General features: G+C 43.9%; 23 protein-coding genes. 9 read left to right on the forward strand and 14 right to left on the reverse strand.

Annotated features, from left to right (window positions below; translation table 11 throughout):
• Window positions 1-45: 45 nt before the first annotated feature.
• The 4 genes from EO131_RS16515 to EO131_RS16530 form a co-directional block, all read right to left on the reverse strand.
• A complete protein-coding gene (locus EO131_RS16515; protein WP_127024862.1) occupies window positions 46-1,128 on the reverse strand; it encodes a DUF3810 domain-containing protein in 1,083 nt (360 codons plus the stop codon).
• Window positions 1,129-1,212: 84 nt separating this feature from the next.
• Complete coding sequence (locus EO131_RS16520; RefSeq protein ID WP_127024866.1) at window positions 1,213-2,319, reverse strand: peptidylprolyl isomerase; 1,107 nt, start codon at window positions 2,317-2,319, stop codon at window positions 1,213-1,215.
• A gap of 10 nt (window positions 2,320-2,329) precedes the next feature.
• Window positions 2,330-2,878, reverse strand: a complete 549-nt coding sequence (gene gldI / locus EO131_RS16525; protein WP_127024869.1) for a gliding motility-associated peptidyl-prolyl isomerase GldI — start codon at window positions 2,876-2,878, stop codon at window positions 2,330-2,332.
• Complete coding sequence (locus EO131_RS16530; RefSeq protein WP_127024872.1) at window positions 2,875-3,891, reverse strand: DHH family phosphoesterase; 1,017 nt, start codon at window positions 3,889-3,891, stop codon at window positions 2,875-2,877. Before EO131_RS16530 ends, gldI begins: the two co-directional genes overlap by 4 nt.
• 74 nt (window positions 3,892-3,965) lie before the next feature.
• Here EO131_RS16530 and EO131_RS16535 point away from each other — a divergent pair, with 74 nt between their 5' ends.
• Both EO131_RS16535 and EO131_RS16540 read left to right on the forward strand, forming a co-directional pair.
• Window positions 3,966-5,000 (forward strand): alkaline phosphatase D family protein, encoded by a 1,035-nt coding sequence (locus EO131_RS16535; RefSeq protein ID WP_127024875.1) that lies wholly within the window; start codon window positions 3,966-3,968, stop codon window positions 4,998-5,000.
• Between the two features lie 51 nt (window positions 5,001-5,051).
• A complete protein-coding gene (locus EO131_RS16540; protein ID WP_127024878.1) occupies window positions 5,052-5,471 on the forward strand; it encodes a nucleoside-diphosphate kinase in 420 nt (139 codons plus the stop codon).
• Between the two features lie 54 nt (window positions 5,472-5,525).
• Here EO131_RS16540 and EO131_RS16545 read toward each other — a convergent pair whose 3' ends face one another.
• From EO131_RS16545 to recF, 3 genes are read right to left on the reverse strand one after another with little or no spacing between them, the layout of a single operon-like run.
• A complete protein-coding gene (locus EO131_RS16545; RefSeq protein WP_127024883.1) occupies window positions 5,526-5,822 on the reverse strand; it encodes a DciA family protein in 297 nt (98 codons plus the stop codon).
• On the reverse strand, window positions 5,822-6,244 hold the full coding sequence (locus EO131_RS16550) for a hypothetical protein (protein WP_127024886.1): 423 nt from the start codon (window positions 6,242-6,244) through the stop codon (window positions 5,822-5,824). The genes EO131_RS16545 and EO131_RS16550 overlap by 1 nt, the downstream gene beginning before the upstream one ends.
• A 4-nt stretch (window positions 6,245-6,248) precedes the next feature.
• Window positions 6,249-7,328 (reverse strand): DNA replication/repair protein RecF, encoded by a 1,080-nt coding sequence (recF, locus tag EO131_RS16555; protein WP_127025192.1) that lies wholly within the window; start codon window positions 7,326-7,328, stop codon window positions 6,249-6,251.
• Between the two features lie 125 nt (window positions 7,329-7,453).
• On the opposite strand from recF, the gene EO131_RS16560 reads away from it, so the two are divergent.
• The 7 genes from EO131_RS16560 (at window position 7,454) to EO131_RS16590 (ending at window position 13,672) form a co-directional block, all read left to right on the forward strand.
• Window positions 7,454-8,215, forward strand: coding sequence for a tetratricopeptide repeat protein (locus EO131_RS16560; RefSeq protein ID WP_127024889.1), 762 nt, complete (start codon window positions 7,454-7,456; stop codon window positions 8,213-8,215).
• Window positions 8,216-8,218: 3 nt separating this feature from the next.
• Entirely contained in the window at window positions 8,219-8,701 is a 483-nt protein-coding gene (gene ribH / locus EO131_RS16565; protein WP_127024892.1) for a 6,7-dimethyl-8-ribityllumazine synthase, read from the forward strand.
• Between the two features lie 140 nt (window positions 8,702-8,841).
• Window positions 8,842-9,126: a riboflavin synthase subunit beta gene (locus EO131_RS16570; RefSeq protein ID WP_127025195.1), complete on the forward strand. Its 285-nt coding sequence runs from the start codon at window positions 8,842-8,844 to the stop codon at window positions 9,124-9,126.
• Complete coding sequence (gene mutL / locus EO131_RS16575) at window positions 9,126-10,973, forward strand: DNA mismatch repair endonuclease MutL (RefSeq protein ID WP_127024895.1); 1,848 nt, start codon at window positions 9,126-9,128, stop codon at window positions 10,971-10,973. Before EO131_RS16570 ends, mutL begins: the two co-directional genes overlap by 1 nt.
• The gene (locus EO131_RS16580; RefSeq protein ID WP_127024898.1) at window positions 10,974-11,771 is read left to right on the forward strand and encodes a rhomboid family intramembrane serine protease; all 798 of its coding nucleotides are present in this window, start codon (window positions 10,974-10,976) and stop codon (window positions 11,769-11,771) included. It begins immediately after the preceding gene.
• Window positions 11,772-11,774: 3 nt separating this feature from the next.
• Entirely contained in the window at window positions 11,775-12,632 is an 858-nt protein-coding gene (locus EO131_RS16585) for a rhomboid family intramembrane serine protease (RefSeq protein ID WP_127024901.1), read from the forward strand.
• Window positions 12,633-12,634: 2 nt separating this feature from the next.
• Window positions 12,635-13,672, forward strand: a complete 1,038-nt coding sequence (locus tag EO131_RS16590) for an endonuclease/exonuclease/phosphatase family protein (RefSeq protein WP_127024904.1) — start codon at window positions 12,635-12,637, stop codon at window positions 13,670-13,672.
• Here EO131_RS16590 and EO131_RS16595 read toward each other — a convergent pair.
• The 7 genes from EO131_RS16595 to EO131_RS16625 are packed head-to-tail and all read right to left on the reverse strand — an operon-like array spanning window position 13,661 to window position 19,429.
• Window positions 13,661-13,969: a DUF6122 family protein gene (locus EO131_RS16595; RefSeq protein WP_127024907.1), complete on the reverse strand. Its 309-nt coding sequence runs from the start codon at window positions 13,967-13,969 to the stop codon at window positions 13,661-13,663. The two genes, EO131_RS16590 and EO131_RS16595, sit on opposite strands and share 12 nt — an antisense overlap.
• The gene (locus EO131_RS16600) at window positions 13,962-14,594 is read right to left on the reverse strand and encodes a WbqC family protein (protein ID WP_164731719.1); all 633 of its coding nucleotides are present in this window, start codon (window positions 14,592-14,594) and stop codon (window positions 13,962-13,964) included. Before EO131_RS16600 ends, EO131_RS16595 begins: the two co-directional genes overlap by 8 nt.
• Before the next feature lie 20 nt (window positions 14,595-14,614).
• Window positions 14,615-16,357 (reverse strand): signal peptidase I, encoded by a 1,743-nt coding sequence (gene lepB, locus EO131_RS16605; RefSeq protein ID WP_127024910.1) that lies wholly within the window; start codon window positions 16,355-16,357, stop codon window positions 14,615-14,617.
• A gap of 47 nt (window positions 16,358-16,404) precedes the next feature.
• Window positions 16,405-17,106, reverse strand: coding sequence for a 4-hydroxy-tetrahydrodipicolinate reductase (dapB, locus tag EO131_RS16610; RefSeq protein WP_127024914.1), 702 nt, complete (start codon window positions 17,104-17,106; stop codon window positions 16,405-16,407).
• Window positions 17,107-17,109: 3 nt separating this feature from the next.
• The gene (locus tag EO131_RS16615; RefSeq protein WP_241243881.1) at window positions 17,110-17,754 is read right to left on the reverse strand and encodes a DUF5683 domain-containing protein; all 645 of its coding nucleotides are present in this window, start codon (window positions 17,752-17,754) and stop codon (window positions 17,110-17,112) included.
• Window positions 17,747-18,655: a ParB/RepB/Spo0J family partition protein gene (locus EO131_RS16620; protein WP_127024917.1), complete on the reverse strand. Its 909-nt coding sequence runs from the start codon at window positions 18,653-18,655 to the stop codon at window positions 17,747-17,749. The genes EO131_RS16615 and EO131_RS16620 overlap by 8 nt, the downstream gene beginning before the upstream one ends.
• Window positions 18,656-19,429: a ParA family protein gene (locus EO131_RS16625; protein ID WP_127024919.1), complete on the reverse strand. Its 774-nt coding sequence runs from the start codon at window positions 19,427-19,429 to the stop codon at window positions 18,656-18,658. It abuts the gene before it with no gap.
• Window positions 19,430-19,532 lie beyond the last annotated feature (103 nt).

Raw genomic sequence — 19,532 nt, forward strand, 5'->3', positions numbered from 1 at the left:
TGTAATTGAATTAGTTGGCTTAAATATAGCCTATGTGCAAGTACCTCACAAGTTTGGCTTGTTGCCGATTTGCTGTTTTCGGTGGTTGATCATGAGCCCCACGACCGAATTATAACTTTTTATGCCTTCCTTTTGGTTGTTCACCTTTAAAAATGTGTTGAACACGGATTTGAACACCGGCTCCAACGGATTTTCATATTTTTTCCAAAAATCCTGTAGTTCCTTAAAATTTGCTTTCACTCCTGCGTTGATCGAGGGCAATATTTCGGTGTAGCGCGATTCGTTTTTATTAAAAAGATCATTGAGGCAATAGCCCAATGCATGGTGGTATGCAGCGTACTTAAAATAGGGGTCTTCACTTTCCAAAGTGACCAAATGTCCGATGAAATTAGTGGCATCTTCAGCGGAATAGCCCAATTGATGTCCCACCTCATGGCCGCTGACCACGGGCATTCGAAACAAGGGGGTCAAACCGTTTACTTGGGCTTCGTTGGTAAAGGGGTTGAGATAGCCCCCATAGCCCATGACTGTCAAAGGAAAGCTGTAAAGGGATGATTTTAAACTGGGGTGGGCGTAGGCAAAATCGGGATAGGTATTTTGAAGCTGTTCGTAAGCTTGAACCGTCTTATTAAATATTTCACTTCGCGAATAGTGAATATGTACCGGGGAAATGCTATCGCCCGTCAACTCCATTTGAAGTTGGTTGGATTGTGCAATGAGGTATTGGGTGAACTCCATCAATTCCGCTTCGGTGTATTCCCGGTCAATACCCAATTTCCAGGTGATGGGTTGTCGGTAATAATTCATTCCCCAAAGCATGTGAAATGCAAAATACACCATGGACAAGGCTGCCAAAATGCTTTTAACAAACGACCAGGGTTGCCCTTTGATGGACTTCCATTTTCTGAATATATATCTTCCGGCCAATAGAAACAAGAGCGTGTAGAGTACATCCCCAAAGGAAAAGGGAAGCCATCCGAAGAGGATCCGTAAAAAGGAAGCAATGTACGGATACAGCCCTTTACTGTAATAGGTTTCCACCACATCGGGATACTGGGCCAACCATTGCACCATTATAATCTGTATAGGCAAGGTAATCGCTAAGGCGTTTTTAAGTTTCGGTTGCATATGTGCTGTTGGGAAATGATCTAATGGTCCATAAAAAAAAGCCGAACTGAAAAGTACGGCTTTTTTAGTTTTATGTCTAAGTGATTATTCGGCGATTCCCACCACTTCAATATCAAATACCAAGGTGGAGCCACCTGGGATGGGTCCGTAATCGTAGTCACCGTATCCCAAATGCGGTGGAATGAACAAACGGAACTTGTCCCCAACCTTCATGGTCAAAAGACCTTCCCTAAAGCCTGCAGCCAATTGTGCATCTGGACTGTAATCCATGGGAAAGGGGGTGTAACCGCCTTGGTCCCGTCTGCCTGGGTTCAATTGGTTGAACTTGAGCGCAATTTCCTCGATGTTGCTATCGAACAACTCCCCGTTGGACAACCAACCGGCATAGTTTACTAAAACTTTTTGACCGATTTTTGGTTGTTCACCATTGGCTTCTGTCAATTTTAAGATTTTCAGTCCAGAAGCGGTTTCTTCTGCAGTGGCCATTTGCGCTGCAAATTCTGCAGCAAGGTCTTCCTTCATTTTGATAAACTCGGCTTCAGCCAATTTTGCTTCTTCAAAATAATCGGACATTACCTTAACGGCGTCAAATTTTTTGGCTTCACGACCATTGCGAACAATTTCCACATGGTTCATGACCACATCGACCTCGGGTCTGTCCCGAGCTGCGGTTTTGGTATTGGCGATGGAATCCACCACGTCCATTCCCGAGACAACCTCACCAAAAACGGTGTGCTTGCCATCCAACCAGGGCGTTTCTTTATGGGTGATGAAGAATTGACTGCTGTTGGTCTTTGGTCCCCTGTTGGCCATTGAAATGATTCCTTTTTTGGAATGGCGTAGCGAATCGTTGATCTCATCCTTAAAGGTATACCCGATATTGCCACTTCCTGTGCCGGTAGGATCACCACCTTGGATCATAAAGTCCTTGATCACACGATGGAAAACAATGCCGTCATAGAATTTTTTGTTTTTGTATTCTTCGCTAACGAAAGGGTTGTTCCCTTCGGCAAGGGAAACAAAGTTGGCCACCGTTACCGGTGTTTTTTGGTATTCCAATTTAACGATGATATCTCCTTTGCTGGTTTGGATATCGGCAAAAATACCATCGCCCAAATCAGCATATTTACTGGTTTTGCACCCTAGAAAGGCCAAAGTGGCCAAGGTCAGGATATAAAGGGATTTTTTCATTTTTGTTTATTTAGTTTATACTGTCTTTATTGATGATTATGGTATGTAATTCCACGGATGCTTTCAAAGGCGTCATCGGACCAATGGCCTTATTGTCCCCTTGATAACCGTAGGCTTGCAAGGATGGAAATATAAAGGTTGCCTTTTCATTTACCTTCAACAATTTCACCGCATTTTGAAGGCCGGGAAAGAGCTGTTGCTTATCGATCACGAAAGAAGTGGGTCCAATTTGCTCAGCGGTATAAATGGTATCGTTATCCAATCCTATCAAGTTATAGGAAAACAAAATCTGGTCTCCGGTCTTTGGCGCATAGGTTGCTGTGTCGTTCTTGGTTTCAAAATAGTACCAAAACCCGTTTGGGTTTGATTGGTAACTGTGTGCGGTATCTTTTGCTATAATTTCCTTGATAAGGGCTTCTTCCTTGGCAATCAATAATTTGTTTCGCTCAATGGATTCCTTATAAAAGCTTCCGGATTTTACCTCGACAGGTCTTCTGGGTTCCGGTCCGCCACAATTCACCACCAGCAAAGCCAGCAAAAGGATCAAAACTAGTCTCATGGATTCAATTCACTTTTATAGTTTGTCAGGATTTCTTGGAATCGGGCAACGGTCTCGTCCATACTCAAATCACTTCTTCCTCCTGCAGCGTTGGTATGTCCACCACCATTGAAATGTGCTCTTGCAAACTCGTTTACCGAAAAATCCCCTACCGAACGCAACGATATTTTGATGATGCCTTCTTCCCTGTTTTCAATGAATATGAGCGCAAAAACAATATTCTCCAAAGTAAGTCCGTAATTCACAAAACCTTCGGTGTCTCCTTTTTTATAATCATGGGCATCCAACTCATCTTGTGTCAGGGTAATGTAGGCTGTACGGTATTCCGAAAGAATGACCATATTGCTCAAAGCAACACCTAACAAGTGCAACCTGGAAGGGGAATTGGTGTCGAAAACGTGCTGGTGTATTTCCATATTTTCGGCCCCTTTATCAATCAATTCGGCGACCACGCGATGCGTTTTGCTCGATGTGGACCGATATTTAAAAGAGCCCGTATCCGTCATAATACCGGTATACAGGTTGGTGGCTATCGCTTTGGTGATGTTGTCCGTTTCACCCAAAAAATCAATAAAATTATACACCATCTCACAGGTGGAGCTCATGGAAACATCCGAATAGGTAACCTTGGCATAATCGCCCGGTTGCTGATGGTGATCGATCATGATGAAATCGGCAGAAGCTTCCTTCAATGCCGTTTCCATTTGTCCGACCCGGGACAGATCGTTGAAATCCAAAGTGAAAATCAAATTAGCCTCCTGTAGCAATTGTTGGGCCTTTTGATTTTCCCTTTCAAAATTCACCACATCGTCATTGCCGGGCATCCATTTCAGGAATTTGGGATAATCGTTGGGGGAAATCACGTTTGCCTCATGGCCTTTGTCCTTCAAAAAGGCATACACTGCCAAGGCGGCACCCATAGCATCACCATCAGGGTTTTTATGGGGTATGATGGCAATTTTTTGGGGTTGGGAGAGTAACGACTTTACGGTAGTGATGTCCTCTGGATTCATGCGGCCAAATATACAATAATATCATAGAGTGCTTACCTGCAATATCCGTATTTTTGGAACACTAAATATAAACCATGAAGTATTTTACCCTTTTGTCGATTTGCTTTTCACTTTTGTTGGGATGCAAATCGAAAACAGAACCAGCGGAAGCACCAACTCAAGAAAGATTCCCAGATTTGGTGGTGGCTTTTGGATCGTGCAACATGCCCGAGGAAAACAATCCTTTTTGGGACGATATTTTGGCAGAAAACCCCGACGTGTGGATTTGGGGCGGTGATATCGTTTATGCGGATACCGATGACATGGACCGACTACGAACCATTTATGCCAAACAAGATAGCGTACCGAGCTATGCCAAACTAAAAGCCAAAATTCCCATTATCGGTACCTGGGACGACCACGATTTTGGCCTAAACGATGGCGGTGCCGGCTTTACTGTAAAAAAAGAAAGCCAGCAGGTATTTTTGGATTTTATGGGCGTACCGGCCAACAGCGATCGAAGAAATAGGGAAGGGGTCTATGCCGCCCATACCTTGGAGACATCCAAGGGTTCGGTAAAGATCTTGGTCCTGGACACGCGGTATTTTCGAAGCGACCTGATCAAGGATGAGGATCCCAACAGGCGTTACAAGCCAGATACTTCGGATTCGGCAACCGTGCTGGGAGCGGAACAATGGGCGTGGCTAAAAAACGAATTGGATTCCTCCCAGGCCGATTTTAACCTGATCATGTCCAGTATTCAAGTTTTGTCCGGGGAGCATGGTTTTGAGACCTGGGGCAATTTTCCAAAGGAAACCGAAAAATTGGAAACCCTGATTGCACAATCGGGCGCGAAGGGGGTTTTGATACTTTCCGGAGACCGACATATTTCCGAATTTTCGAAAAAAGAGGTATCGGGCTTGCCTTATCCGTTGATTGATTTTACCAGCAGTGGTCTCACGCATTCCTATTCAAGTTTTAACGGCGAACCCAATCAATATCGCGTGGGGGAGGTGGTATCCGATAAAAGTTATGGTACGGTTTCCATCTATTTTGATGAGAAAGAATTGGATCTAAAGATGATGGGTGATAATGGGACCGTGCTCCAAGAGTTAAAACAAACCTATTAAACCTTGCCCGTTGTTCGAAAAACTGTACTTTTGCGCAAAATTTTTTAAGAAATGACAGGAAACAGAACGTTTACCATGATTAAACCAGATGCCGTTGAAAACGGGTACATCGGTGCGATTTTGGAAAAAATAACAGCTGCCGGTTTCAAGATTGTGGCCATGAAGTATACCCAATTGAGCAAGAGGGATGCCGAGGAGTTCTATGCCATCCACAAAGAGCGTCCGTTCTTTGGTGAGTTGGTCGAATTTATGACCCGTGGTCCCATTGTGGCCGCCATTTTGGAAAAAGACAATGCGGTTGACGATTTTCGTGCGTTGATCGGTGCCACAAATCCTGCTGAAGCTGCAGAAGGTACCATCCGTAAATTGTATGCTGCCAGCATTGGTGAAAATGCCATTCACGGTTCCGACAGTGATGATAATGCAGCCATTGAAGGTGCTTTCCATTTTTCAGGAAGGGAAATTTACTAGGTTAGTGCTTAAAACAATACGGAGAAGCCACTTAAATTGAGTGGCTTTTTTTGTTTACCGAAGCACCAGCTTTTTGACCAATTCCCTTCCCAATTCCTCATTGATCATCGCAATGATCTTTGTCTTGCCCAAGCTCAGTTCTTCACGGAGCACGGAGGAGGATAGGGAAACAAAAAGCGTTTCGTTTTTGAGTTCCACCGCCGTGGTGTAATTGTTCACCCCGTTGCCCATCAAATTGGACCATGCTTCGCGGGCATCCACTTTATCCATGCCCTTTTGCAGTTTGTTTTCCTTGATAAATTCGCTCAAGGCTTCACTCAATGGCAAATGGGAATTTTGTCGCTTGGCCATTACTGTGGAATTTTGATGGGTTCAAAACGCTTGTAGGTATACCGGACACCTTCTGGATTGGTCACGGAGAAGGTCATGGAATCGATGTGTACCAATTGCTCTTCCCACTCGCTAAAATCACTTTTGTAGTGTAAGACAACCTCATTTTCAGTGGTTGTTAGCGTGAAATATTCCATATCATTGGAGGTGTCAAAAGAGCCATCAAACTTGGGCTGTAGTTTTTTTCGATAGCCTTCGCCATTTTCCAAATAGATAAAATCGATATTCTGGTTGAGGCCGTATGTCTTTACCGAACCATCGGGAAACTCCACTTCGGTTATTTCCCAATACCCGTTCAAAAAATGGACATCGGCTTCGGAAACGCCGTCAATTTTGCAGCCTAAGATCAGAATCGCGATAAAAAGAGGAATCAGCTTTTTCATGGCACTACAAGGTAAATATTTTATAGCTCTGATGAATGTTCTTCACCACATTTTCTGTTCGTTCTGCATGGGTATCACTGATAAATATCTGCCCGAAATTGTCGTTTTTCACCAGCCCAACAATATGCGACACCCGGTTTTCATCCAGCTTGTCAAAAATATCATCCAACAACAAAATGGGAGTGGTTTTGGCCTGTTCCTTAATGAAATGGAACTGGGCCAACTTCAATGCGATCAAAAAGGATTTTTGTTGCCCTTGGCTTCCAAATTTTTTAATGGGATGTCCGGCAATGGAAAAATCCAAGTCGTCCTTATGGGTCCCGACCGATGTATACTGCAGTGCACGATCCTTGTCCACGTTGGCCTTCAATAAGTCCAATAGGTTGCCCTCGGATAGTTGACTTTGGTACGAAAGCATGATCTGTTCATCCTTATCTGAAATATGGTGGTACTGTTCCTTGAAAATGGGTAGAAAAGCATTGATGAACTCCACCCTTTTTTCGTAAATCTGTGTTCCCAAACCGTGCAACTGTTCGTTGTAAATGGCCAGGGTGTCGGGGTCGAAGGTATGGTTGGCCACAAAGTACTTCAAAAGCGAATTCCGCTGGGTGAGCACCTTGTTGTATTTGATCAGGTTTTGCAGGTACCCCTTATCGGATTGGGAAATGACCCCATCCATGAACTTGCGCCGGGTTTCGCTGCCTTCCAAGATCAGGTCGCGGTCCGAAGGGGAGATCATCACCAATGGTAAAAACCCGATATGCTCGGAAAACTTTTCATAAGGTTTTCCGTTGCGTTTGATTATTTTTTTGGTCCCTTTCTTAAAACTACAAAGGATCTTTTCCGATCTACCTTCCTTTTCAAATTCCCCTTCCACCACAAAAAAATCGGTATCATGCTTTATATTCTGGGTGGCCACGGGATTAAAGTAGCTTTTACCAAAGCACAGGTGGTAAATGGCGTCCAAAATATTGGTCTTTCCCACACCATTGTCACCCACCAAGCAATTGATGACGGGGTCGAATTCCAATTCTTTGGAGTCAAAGTTTTTATAATTGACTAAGGCTAAATGTCTTAAAAACATAAAGGGATTGAGAAATATTTTGTTCAGTGGGTTTTGTCCCATTTGGGCGATTCCAAAAATAACGAATAAATTACCTTTTGGTTTTGGATAAAAACTTTATTTTTGCGCGACCAATTAAATGACGGATGGCAACATACAAGAAGAGAGGCTTTAAGCCAAAAAACAAGGCTGAGGAAGCTCAAATAGAAGAACACGACAGTACAACTGCTGAAGTTTTCAATACATTGGATGAAGGTGCTTCCAAGACGGAAGCGTGGGTCCAAAAGAACCAAAATTATATTTTGGGCGTAATTGGGGCCGTTGCAATCGGTGTTTTGGCTTATTTGGGTTACCATCAGTTCATCCAAAAACCAAAGGAAGCTGCTGCAGCGAACGAACTTTTTTATCCACAACAATATTTTGACCAAGCGTTGGCCAGTGAGGCTGAACGTGATTCATTGTTTACTTTGGCCTTGAACGGGGCAGAAGGTAAGTATGGTTTCTTGGACATCATCGAGGAATACAGCGGTACCAAAGCGGCCAACTTGGCCAAATATGCTGCGGGTATGACCTATTTGAACTTGAAACAATACGATCAGGCCATTTCCCATTTGGAAAGTTTTTCATCGGATGACGATATCATGGGTGCAATGGCAAAAGGAGGTATTGGGGATGCTTTTTCCCAATTGAACCAGCCAGAGGATGCCTTGGATTATTACGAAAAGGCCATTGCCCATAGCAACAACGATTTTACAGCACCCCGATTTTTGTACAAGGCCGGTGTATTGGCGATTGAAATGGGACAAAAGGGCAAGGCACTTGACTATTTTGAGCGCATCAAGGAAGAATATCCGAATTCCCAGGAAGGCAACAATATTGATGCCTTGATCGGGATGGCCCAAAACTAAACCATGGCCACAGCGAACAAAAACTTATCAGCTTACGATAAAAATGCAATCCCAAATGCGAAGGACCTTCGGTTTGGGATTGTTGTTTCAGAATGGAACGGAGAAATCACCGAAGCCCTTTTTGAAGGTGCACGGGAGGCACTCTTGGATTGTGGGGCCCTACCGGAACACCTACTGCGTTGGAACGTGCCTGGAAGTTTTGAACTTACCTATGGCTGTAAAAAAATGATACAGACCCAATCGGTGGATGCCATCATTGCCATTGGTAGTGTCATTCGAGGGGAGACCAGCCACTTCGATTTTGTATGTAGTGCAACCGCCCAGGGCATCATGGATCTTAATGTAAACTACGATGTGCCCGTAATTTTCTGTGTGCTAACGGATGATAACATTCAACAATCCAGGGACAGAAGCGGCGGCAAACACGGCAATAAGGGAGCCGAGGCGGCCATAGTCGCCATTCAAATGGCGGTTATAGGAAAGTAATTGGACCCACGAAAGGTCCAATCCAACGATTCTAGTTATCCTATTGCTCAACTTTCCTTTACTGTTAACATTTTTTGGGAGGTGTTCCCGACCCTTTTTTTCTATTTTGAGTACCTTTGAGACTATTGGATAAGGATATCATGCGAAACCCTTTAAAACTGAGGAAAAATAAGAGCTTTGATTATGCCCCGCGCTACTATAAAGGCGAAGGCAATCCTTATAAAATTGAACATAAACTGGATAAATTCCGAAGTACGGCCCAACCCAACCGGGGACTGAAAAACAAGTTCCGGTCGGCAATGGATGATTTAAATACAGAGGGCGATAAGAATATGAAGCTGCGTTTTGCAATCATAATTGCCGTTTTGGTGCTATTGTTCCTTTTCATCATCGACTTCGATTTATCGATATTCCTGAATCCATAATGGCGGATATCATCAAACTTTTACCCGACCATGTTGCCAACCAGATAGCAGCAGGGGAGGTGGTCCAACGACCAGCCTCAGTGGTCAAGGAGCTTTTGGAGAATGCCATTGATGCCGGGGCAACGTCCATTAAATTGATCATAAAGGATGGGGGCAAGACCCTTATTCAAGTGGTGGATGATGGTAAGGGAATGAGTGAGACCGATGCCCGATTGTCTTTCGAGCGGCACGCTACGTCAAAAATTTCTTCCGCTCAGGACCTTTTCAATTTACATACCAAAGGTTTTCGAGGAGAAGCCTTGGCTTCCATTGCCGCTATTGCCCATGTGGACATGCAAACGCGTTTGGAGGGCAGCGAGGTGGGCACCCACATCAAAATAGAGGGCAGTAAAATTGTTTCCCAGGAAGTGGTCGCTATGCCCAAGGGTACATCCATCTCCGTAAAGAACTTGTTTTTTAATATTCCAGCCCGCCGCAATTTTTTAAAATCCAACCAAGTGGAGCTGCGCCATATTACGGATGAGTTTCATCGTGTGGCTTTGGTACACCCGAACATTGCCTTTCATTTTTACAATAATGGGTCCGAGATTTTTAGTCTGCCCAAAACCAAACACCGCCAGCGCATCGCCCACATTTTTGGCAGTCGAATGGAAGATCGTTTGGTACCGGTGACGGAGGAAACCGAAGTGGTAAAAATATCTGGCTTTATCTGTAAACCGGAATTCTCGAAAAAGAGTAGGGGCGAGCAGTTTTTCTTTGCCAACGATCGCTACATCAAAAGTCCGTATCTCCATCATGCCGTGGTGGCCGCTTTTGAGGGGTTGATCAAAACAGATATGCATCCCGGGTATTTTTTGTATTTGGAGGTTGACCCTTCTTCCATCGATATTAATATTCATCCGACCAAGACTGAAGTTAAGTTTGACGATGAAAACACCCTTTATGCCATTCTGCGTTCGACCATAAAGCATAGCTTGGGACAGTTCAATGTGGCCCCGGTCCTCGATTTTGACCACGATCCCAACTTGGACACCCCTTATGCCTATAAGGAAAAGGATGTGGTTTTGCCCAAGGTCACCGTGGACGCTTCCTTTAATCCTTTTAAGGAGACGGGAACAGTGAGCAGGGTCTCCAGGTCATTTCAAAAACCGAGCACCAAAGGTTGGGAGGGACTTTATGAAGGGTTGCAATCGGATGCGGAAGGGGACACCTTCAGCAGTGTGGTGATCGAATCGGAGGGCGAGGAACAGGGCACGTTGTACAGCGAAGATGAATTGGCCGAACACATGGCCACCACATTCCAATTACGTAGAAAATTTGTGGTGAGCACCGTTAAATCCGGCATGTTGGTCATTCATCAGAACCGGGCCCATGAACGCATTCTCTTTGAAAAGTTTTTAGGGGAAATCACAGTGAAAGAGGGGGTGAGCCAACAATTGTTGTTTCCGTTGGAGCTTACTTTTAATAAGCAGGATTTGGGCATACTGAACGAGATACAGGAAAGTTTATCCAATATTGGTTTTGCATTCGAAAGTTTGGAACACGAAACGGTAAAAGTGACAGGCATGCCCTTGGCGGTGCCCGAGAGCGGAATTGGCACAGTATTGGACCGATTGATCTCGGATTACAAGGAGGGCTTTTCGGATGGTTCCCTATCCCAGGCCGAGGTCTTGGCCAAGGCGCTTTCCAAAAATTTGGCCGTGAAAACCGGCGATGTGCTGGACCAGGAATCGCAGTTGGCCTTGGTGAACAATTTATTCGCTTGCAAGGAACCGACCCTGAGCCCGTTCCAAAAATTAACGTATACCATTATCTCCGAAGGGGATATCGATAAAAAATTCAGTTAGATGGGTAGAATGACAGAGGCAGTAAAACATTTGTTGATCATTAACGTGATCATGTTTTTTGCCACACAATTGTATGGGGATCAAATGTTCCAATGGATGTCGCTTTGGTTTCCCAAAAATGTCAACTTTAGATGGTGGCAGATTATCACCCATATGTTTATGCATGGGAGTTTGATGCACATCGTCTTTAATATGTATGCCTTGTGGGCGTTTGGTACGCCTTTGGAGCGAGTTTGGGGACGAAACAAGTTTCTTTTCTTTTATTTCTCGGCAGGTTTGGGCTCTGCAGCTTTGCATATAGGAGTGAATTTTTACTATGTGCAGGAAGCATACAGTTCAATTAGTAATTTTATTTCCAAGGACATTTATTATGAAATTCTGAATGTCAATAGCCAAGTGGGAAATCAATTTGTAGGACAGGTATTTTTTGAGAATGCGGCATCTGTTTTAAGAAGTAAGGGAATCGATCCTCAGTTTTTAAATATTGATTTCCCTGCTCTTTTTCATGCACATACAAGTCTAAAGATTCCTGCAGTTGGCGCATCCGGTGCCATTTACGGTATTTTGGTGGCTTTTGCTTTTATGTATTCAGAAGCCAAATTGATGCTGATATTTTTACCAGTACCCATCAAGGCCAAGTATTTTGTTCCGATTTTGATTGCAGTGGATCTGATCTTTGGTATCGGAAACGTGAATACAGGAGTGGCCCATTTTGCCCACATCGGGGGTGCATTGATCGGTTTTATAATGATGTGGTACTGGAAAAAGAACCAGTTCAATAACAAAAGGTGGGATTAATATATGGCTAACGGAGGATTACGATACCAATTTGCGCGGTTGAGCATTGCTGAAAAGCTCATCGTGGCCAATATTTTGGTCTTTTTGGTGGATGGTCTGCTGAAAGCACTCATGGCCTTTTCATTGTCCAATTGGTTTTTGCTTCCCAAGGATTTTATCGAGTTTATCGGACAACCTTGGTCCTTGGTGACCTATTCCTTTTTCCATGCTGGGTTCATGCATATTTTTTGGAACATGGTCATGCTCTACTTTTCCAGCAGGATTTTTCTAAACCTGTTTGATGGCCAAAGGTTCCTCAATGTCTACTTTTTGGGAGTTATTGTTGGCGGATTGGTATTTCTGTTCAGTTACAATGTGTTTCCGACCCTTTTGAACACCAACACCGCCTTGATCGGTGCTTCCGCAGGGGTGACCGCGGTGCTGATCTTTGTTTGTACTTATATTCCAAATCAAGAGGTGCGTGTATTCTTTTTCAATGTGAAATTGTGGTATATAGGGGCATTTTTTGTGCTGGTAGATCTCATTCAAATCCCCTACGGTGGAAATATTGGAGGACGGTTGGCCCATTTGGGTGGAGCCTTCCTCGGGTACATCTATGCTCGACAGTTGATGAACGGCAAGGATATTGGTGGGGGATTTGCCAAGCTCATGAATGGCATCGCCAATTTGTTCAAACCCAAGAAAAAGTCCCCCCTTAAAACAGTGTACAAAAAACAGAGTGCCGATAGTAAGGCAGCATATGATCGGCAGGCCCGACAGCGTAAGATCGACACCATTTTGGATAAGATCAGCAAATCGGGTTACGAGAGCCTGTCCAAGGAAGAAAAGGACTTTTTGTTCAAGGCTGGTAAAGAAGACTGACTATGAAAAAGCTTTCATGGTTTAACAGGGTAGTTTTTGCAATCAATGTGTTGGTTGCCTTCTTCCTTTTGTTGATAGGTCTGTTTTCGTTTTTACAATTTCAGCCCATCCCTGCTTTGGCGGTTTTGAGTTTGTTCGTTCCCATCTTGTTTGTTTTGAACGGACTATTCGTTATTTATTGGCTCGTATTGAGGAAAAGAAAGTTTTTATGGTCGTTATGGGCCATTATTCTGGGTTACATTGTTTTTGGCTCTTTTTATGGCCTAGGAAGTGATGCAGTGGAGTCTGGTGAGAACCATCTAAAAGTTATGACCTATAATGTTTGGGGTTTCAATAAAAATGGTTGGATCAAGGAACCTAATATTGGAGATCGGATAATAGATTTTGTTAAAAAGGAGGATCCGGATATTTTGTGTTTTCAAGAGTACGATAGATCAAAAGATGATCAAATGGTTGAGTTCAAGTTCAAATCAGTAACATTGTATAAAAAGTCAACTCCAAAAACAACACAAGCCATTTTTTCCAAGTTTCCAATTGTAGGCAGTGGTTCATTGGATTTGCCGGGAACCATTAATAATGTCATCTATGCCGATATAGTTACGAAAGGGGATACGGTTAGGGTCTATAATGTGCACTTACAATCTTTCAACATTGTGCCCAGTGCGGCTGCAATCTCGAATGGTGAAAATTCAGAACGAACTTATAAGAGATTGGTGAACACTTTTACCAAACAGTTGGAACAGGCCAAGCTGTTTAGGGAACATCTGGGAAAGAGCCCGCACAAAAATCTTGTCTGTGGGGATTTTAACAATACCCAATTCTCCAATATTTATAAAATCATTAAAGGCGATTTACAGGACACGTTCAGAGAACAAGGAACCGGATTTGGCCGTACCTATGATTTGTTGAAGTTTCCTATACGCATCGATTATATTCTTGCCGACCCGGATTTTGAAGTGCTGTCCCATCAAAATTTCAATATAAAGCTGTCCGACCATTATCCGGTAATGTCCACCCTCCGATTACAATCACATCAATAAGCAATCCAAAAGATCCGCAAAAATGTGGAGGAGCAATGCTAAACCCAAGATACGTGTGGGCTTAAATAAAGGCAGTAGGGCGTACGCCATTATGGCCAAATAGCTGTGCAATGGATGGTAGCCGATACTACAACGACCAGGGTCGAACAAAGGGGTGGCAAACAGGTGGTCCAAATCAATTAAAATCCCCGCCAAAAGCAAAAGCGCCACTTTTCTCCAATCATTTCTAAAGAAATAAAGCGCAATGATGATCGGCACCAAAAAATGAATGCCATAATGGAGCAGGTGCCTAAGCATCTTTTGTGTTGATGGATTGTGATTTCAAGTAATCCAATGTCTGGGTACCCTCGTTGAACAAAAGGTCCAAAATGCTCAAATTGGCAATAAAGCCATGGCGTTCCTCAAACACTTGGGGGTAGGGTTCCAAACCAAAATCCTTCTCATTCTTCGCATTGACCAAAAAGCGCAGGTCCGTTAATTCGGAAGGTTCGAGATCATAGGATGTTGTCTTTTCTTTTGGAATTTCGATTCCCAAACAACCGCCAATAATTTCGATTGTTTTCATATTAAAATCGAACAAAGATTCCTCTTCACCTTCAAATAGGGGTTTGATATCGTCCTCGAAAAATTCAAAAAATGGAGAGGTGCGATAAGCGGTTTCCAAGGTGCGCCAGTGTATTTTCTTCCAGCCATAACTGTTGTCCATGCGTACATCGACATACTTTTGTCGCCCTTCTTCACCCCCTACATGTTGTATGGGGATATTAAGCATATGCTTGCCCTTATCGGTACAGATATAACAACGGTTTCGATACGTTTGTTTTTGAAAATTATCATGTGCCTCCCAAACCACCTCGTGCTGCACCAACATCGCAAAGGTGGCGATACTTGGAAAATAGGTGGGATGAATCAGCAGCTCCAAGAGATGTATATTTTAGAATGTTAGGCTTTTTTCTTTTTGCGTTTTCTAAAGAAATCAAACACAAACCAACCGAAAAGTACTGCAATAAAATATTTGAAGTAGGAAACTGGTTCGCCACTTCCGCTCACTGTGGTGAAGACTCTATCCCAGCGGACTCGCCAATTGGCAATCCCTTCCCTGAAATTATCGAAACTCATCCACAAAAAAACCGGTTTGCCCACAATATGGTCCTCGGGGACATAACCCCAGGTTCGGCTGTCCTCGGAATGGTCCCGATTGTCACCCATCATCCAATAGTAGTTTTGTTTGAAGGTATACGAATGGGCTTCCTGACCATTGATCAACACTTTATCCCCTGTTACTTTTACATCATTGTGCTCGTAGTCACGAATGATTTTTTTGTACAACGGAATCGTCTTGGCATTGATTTCCACAGTGGTTCCCGCTTTTGGAATATAAATGGGTCCAAAATTGTCATTGTTCCAAGGATATAAATTGGGTTTTTGAGGAAAAATGTTATACCCATAGATCCCTTTGGGTTCTTCTGTTTGCACCACGGAATCAATGGCTGGGTTGGCACGCAGCTTTTCCACCATTTCAGAAGTCATGTTGGCCATTCTGGATAATGGCTTCTCTTCTGTAAGGGAAAGACGCAGTTGTCTGATTACTTCGGTGGGAATGCCTTTTTCATTGGTATACAGTTCAATTTTGCCATCCGCAGTGTTTTTGGCACCTGAAACGTACGGGGCCAAGGCATTGTATTGTGTTTCGTTGATATTGGTGGCAATGTATTTTCTGTAATAATCCGCTGCATCCACTTCCTCCAAATACCGGGTCGATACTCCAGTTTTGGCATAAATATCATAATTGTACATGGTTTTGGCCCGATCGGAGAGCTGTAATTGCTTTCCATTGATATACACATAGCCGTGGATCACTTCCAACGAATCCCCTGGAGTGCCCACACAACGTTTCACATAGTTGGACTTTTTGTCGATGGGTTTTCGAACTGCTTTTTCGGCCTTAAAGAATTGGTACAGCGTATCGGCGGGAAGGCTGAACACTACAATATCATTCTTTTTTACACTTTCAAAACCGGGTAAACGCATATAAGGCAGTTGGAGTTTGTTGATCCAACTCTTCTCGTAGGTATCTGGATTCACATCGGCCAAATACGATCTTGTATGCAGAACAGGAAGGGTGTCGTGCACCATGGGGGCGGCCAAGGTGGTCATGGGAACCCTGGCGCCATAGTGGAACTTGCTAACGAACAAGAAGTCACCAATGCGCAATGTTCGCTCCAAGGACCCGGTCGGTATCACATAAGGCTGAATAAAATAGGTGTGTACAAAGGTGGCGGCAACAACCGCAAACACAATGGAACTTACCCATTCTCCCAATCCAGTGCGTGGTTTCAGACTTCTGTCCTCAATGTAGCTTACGTCTTCCACATAATTGATGTAATAGATGTAGAAGCCTAGGGTTAAAATCACCAACCAAGTATCCAAAAGGGAGTGCTTTCCAAAACTTCTGATGGTCTCCACCCAAACAACGGGAAACATCAGTAGGTTGATAATGGGAACAAACAGCAAGAGTACCCACCACCACGGCCTCTTGATGATTTTCATTAGGATGATGCCATTGTATACGGGTATCGCGGCTTCCCAAGCTTTACGTCCTGCCTTCACATAAAGTTTCCAGGTGCCCAAAAAGTGGATGACCTGAATGATCAATATAAAAATGATCCATTGTGTTCCGTCCATAGTAAAATTTCTTTGTTAGACTCTCCGTCTATCGCGTTGTTACTTATTTAGCTTAGGTTTAACACATTTTTCATAGTGAAAACCCCAGTTTTTCCCCGAAGCCATTCTGCAGCGATAACCGCGCCCAAGGCGAATCCTTCCCTGTTGAACGCCTCATGTTTGATTTCAATTTTGTCCACAGCGCTTTCATAGGTAATGCTGTGGGTGCCTGGCACCGAACCTTCCCGAATGGAGGTAATGGGTATGGTGCGCTCGTCCGCATTATCCAATTCCCATTTCGCGTAATCGGAATTTTGTATGATTCCTTCGGCCAATGTGATTGCGGTACCGCTTGGCGCATCCAGTTTTTGGGTATGATGAATTTCTTCCATCGATACGTTGTACTCCTTCAGTCCGGCCATCATTTTGGCCAACTGTGCATTCAGTTCAAAAAAGAGGTTCACGCCCAAGCTAAAGTTGGAGGCATAAATAAAGGCACCTTGGTGTTTTTCACAGATTGCAACTGCTTCGCTATACCTGTCCAGCCAGCCTGTGGTTCCGCTGATTACGGGCACCCCGTTTTTAAAACAACTGGTAATATTGTTGTAAGCGGCATCTGGCATACTAAAATCTATGGCCACGTCCATGGCCGTATAATCAATTTGTTGGGCATCCGCATCTATTTTGGCAATAATGGAGTGGCCTCTTTCTTGAGCGATGCGCTCAATCATTTTTCCCATTTTCCCATATCCAAAAAGACCGATGTTCATTGTTTAAAATTTTACGACCAGTGCCATGCCATAGTTCGGTCGGTTGGTCAGTGGGTTAATATCTAGATAAGGTTTAAAGTCAATGGCCAGATCATCATCCACATTGTACTGTTTTAAATGGGCATCGACATTGGCATCGATAATATTAAGGGCGTAAAGGGCAATGGTGATCACAAGGGCGAGGTCACGGTCCCTTTGGGTGCTTTCCTGTGCTTCTTGTAGAGCCTCATCCGAAATGATGACTGTACCATCCTCCCTATAAAATTCATCATCTTTGAATCCGGCCAATCTTCGTTTAAAGGCATTTCTGGCACGGTGGTATTCGGTATTGTTGAAGGAGTAGACATAGATTCCAGTGCCGATGGCACCCCAAACAATGGGGGCTTTCCAATATCGCTTGTTGTAAATCTGTCCCAATCCTGGTAAAACGGCAGAATAGAAGGCAGCCTTGCTCGGTGCCAATGGATTTACTTCCTGCTTTTTATGGACTTCCTCAAAGGTGATGCCCTTGCCTTGAAAATCCTGTTTTATGGAATCGGTCTCTTGGGTCTTTACAGCCTGCTTTGTGGGTTTATTTTCTTCCTCTTGGGCAAAACCAACGTGCAGACCAAGGAGGGCCAAACCTAAAAGGATAAGGTTTTTATTCACCTGTCAACAATTTTTGAATACGCTTGAACTCCTCCTCCGAATGGAAGGGAATCACAATTTTACCCTTTCCATTTTTGGATGCGGTAATATCCACTTTGGCCGCCAATCTCTCTTTTATGGCCGTAATACCATCGGAAACAAAGCTGGGTACTTCTTTTTTGCTCTTGGCAGATGAAGTTCCTGAGGCAGAGGTTGGTTCTTTGAATTCCTTCACCATGCGTTCGGTCTCGCGAACGGAAAGCCCGTCGGACACCACTTTTTCATAAATCGCTATCTGATCTTTTTTCTTTTCGATGTTGATCAGTGCCCTGCCATGACCCATACTGATAAAACCGTCCCGCATACCTGTTTGTATGATGGGGTGTAGTTTGAGCAAACGCAAATAGTTGGTGATCGTAGATCGTTTTTTGCCCACTCGATCACTCAATTTTTCTTGGGTGATCTGTATTTCATCGATAAGACGCTGGTAGGAAAGTGCAATTTCGATGGGGTCCAGATCCTGCCGTTGAATATTTTCCACCAAGGCCATTTCCAAGGACTCTTGGTCGTTGGCAATACGGATGTAGGCCGGTATCGTTTCGAGACCAACCAATTTGGAGGCTCGGAACCTTCGCTCCCCTGATACCAATTGGAATTTGTTGAAATCCAATTTTCGAACGGTAATGGGCTGTATGATGCCCAACTCACGAATGGAGCTGGCCAATTCCTCAAGGGCTTCGTCGTTAAAATTGGAACGCGGCTGAAAAGGATTTACCTCAATGGAATCGATGTCCAATTCCACAACATTGCCTATTACCTTGTCCGCATTCTTGTCCGCAACGGATTGGATATCATTGTCGGGATCTTTTAAAAGAGCGGACAGGCCTCTTCCTAAAGCCTGTTTTTTTGTTGCTTTCGCCATTTAAACTTTCTCCTTGTTTTTCTTCAAAATTTCGTTGGCCAAGTTAAGGTAATTGGAAGCTCCCTTGCTGCTCGCATCATATTTTATAATGCTTTCGCCATAACTGGGTGCTTCACTTAGCCGCACGTTTCGCTGGATGATGGTATCGAACACCATATCCGCAAAGTGTTTTTTCACTTCTTCCACCACTTGGTTGGAAAGACGCAATCTGGAATCGTACATCGTCAACAACATGCCCTCGATATCCAGGTCGTTATTGTGTATTTTTTGTACACTTTTTACGGTATTGAGCAATTTGCCCAACCCTTCGAGCGCGAAATATTCACATTGGATGGGAATCATCACCGAATCTGCTGCGGTCAATGCATTAAGGGTCAATAACCCCAAAGAAGGTGCACAGTCGATCAGCACAAAATCATAGCGATCTCCCAAATCCTTCAAGGCCTCACGGAGCATGTACTCCCTATTGTCCTTGTCCACCAATTCAATTTCGATGGCCACAAGGTCGATATGTGCCGGAATAAGGTCTACGTTGGGGGAATCGGTCTGTACAATCACATCGTCTACCTGCATGGTATGCTCCAAAAGCTGGTAGGTGCCATGCTCCACGGAATCCACATCGATACCAAGACCGGAAGTGGCATTTGCCTGGGGATCGGCATCAATCAAAAGCACTTTCTTCTCCAAAACACCGAGGGAGGCTGCGAGGTTCACCGTGGTGGTGGTTTTGCCTACTCCGCCCTTTTGGTTTGCAATAGCAATAATCTTGCCCATTTCATAGTAAGTTAGGCGTTAAAAATACGATTATTTAAGACGCTAAAAAATGTAATTTGTTAACATGGGGTGAATAACCCCGGGTTTCGGCGTTAAAGTAAGT

This window comes from Flagellimonas beolgyonensis, from assembly GCF_003992615.1.
Lineage (GTDB): Bacteria > Bacteroidota > Bacteroidia > Flavobacteriales > Flavobacteriaceae > Flagellimonas > Flagellimonas beolgyonensis.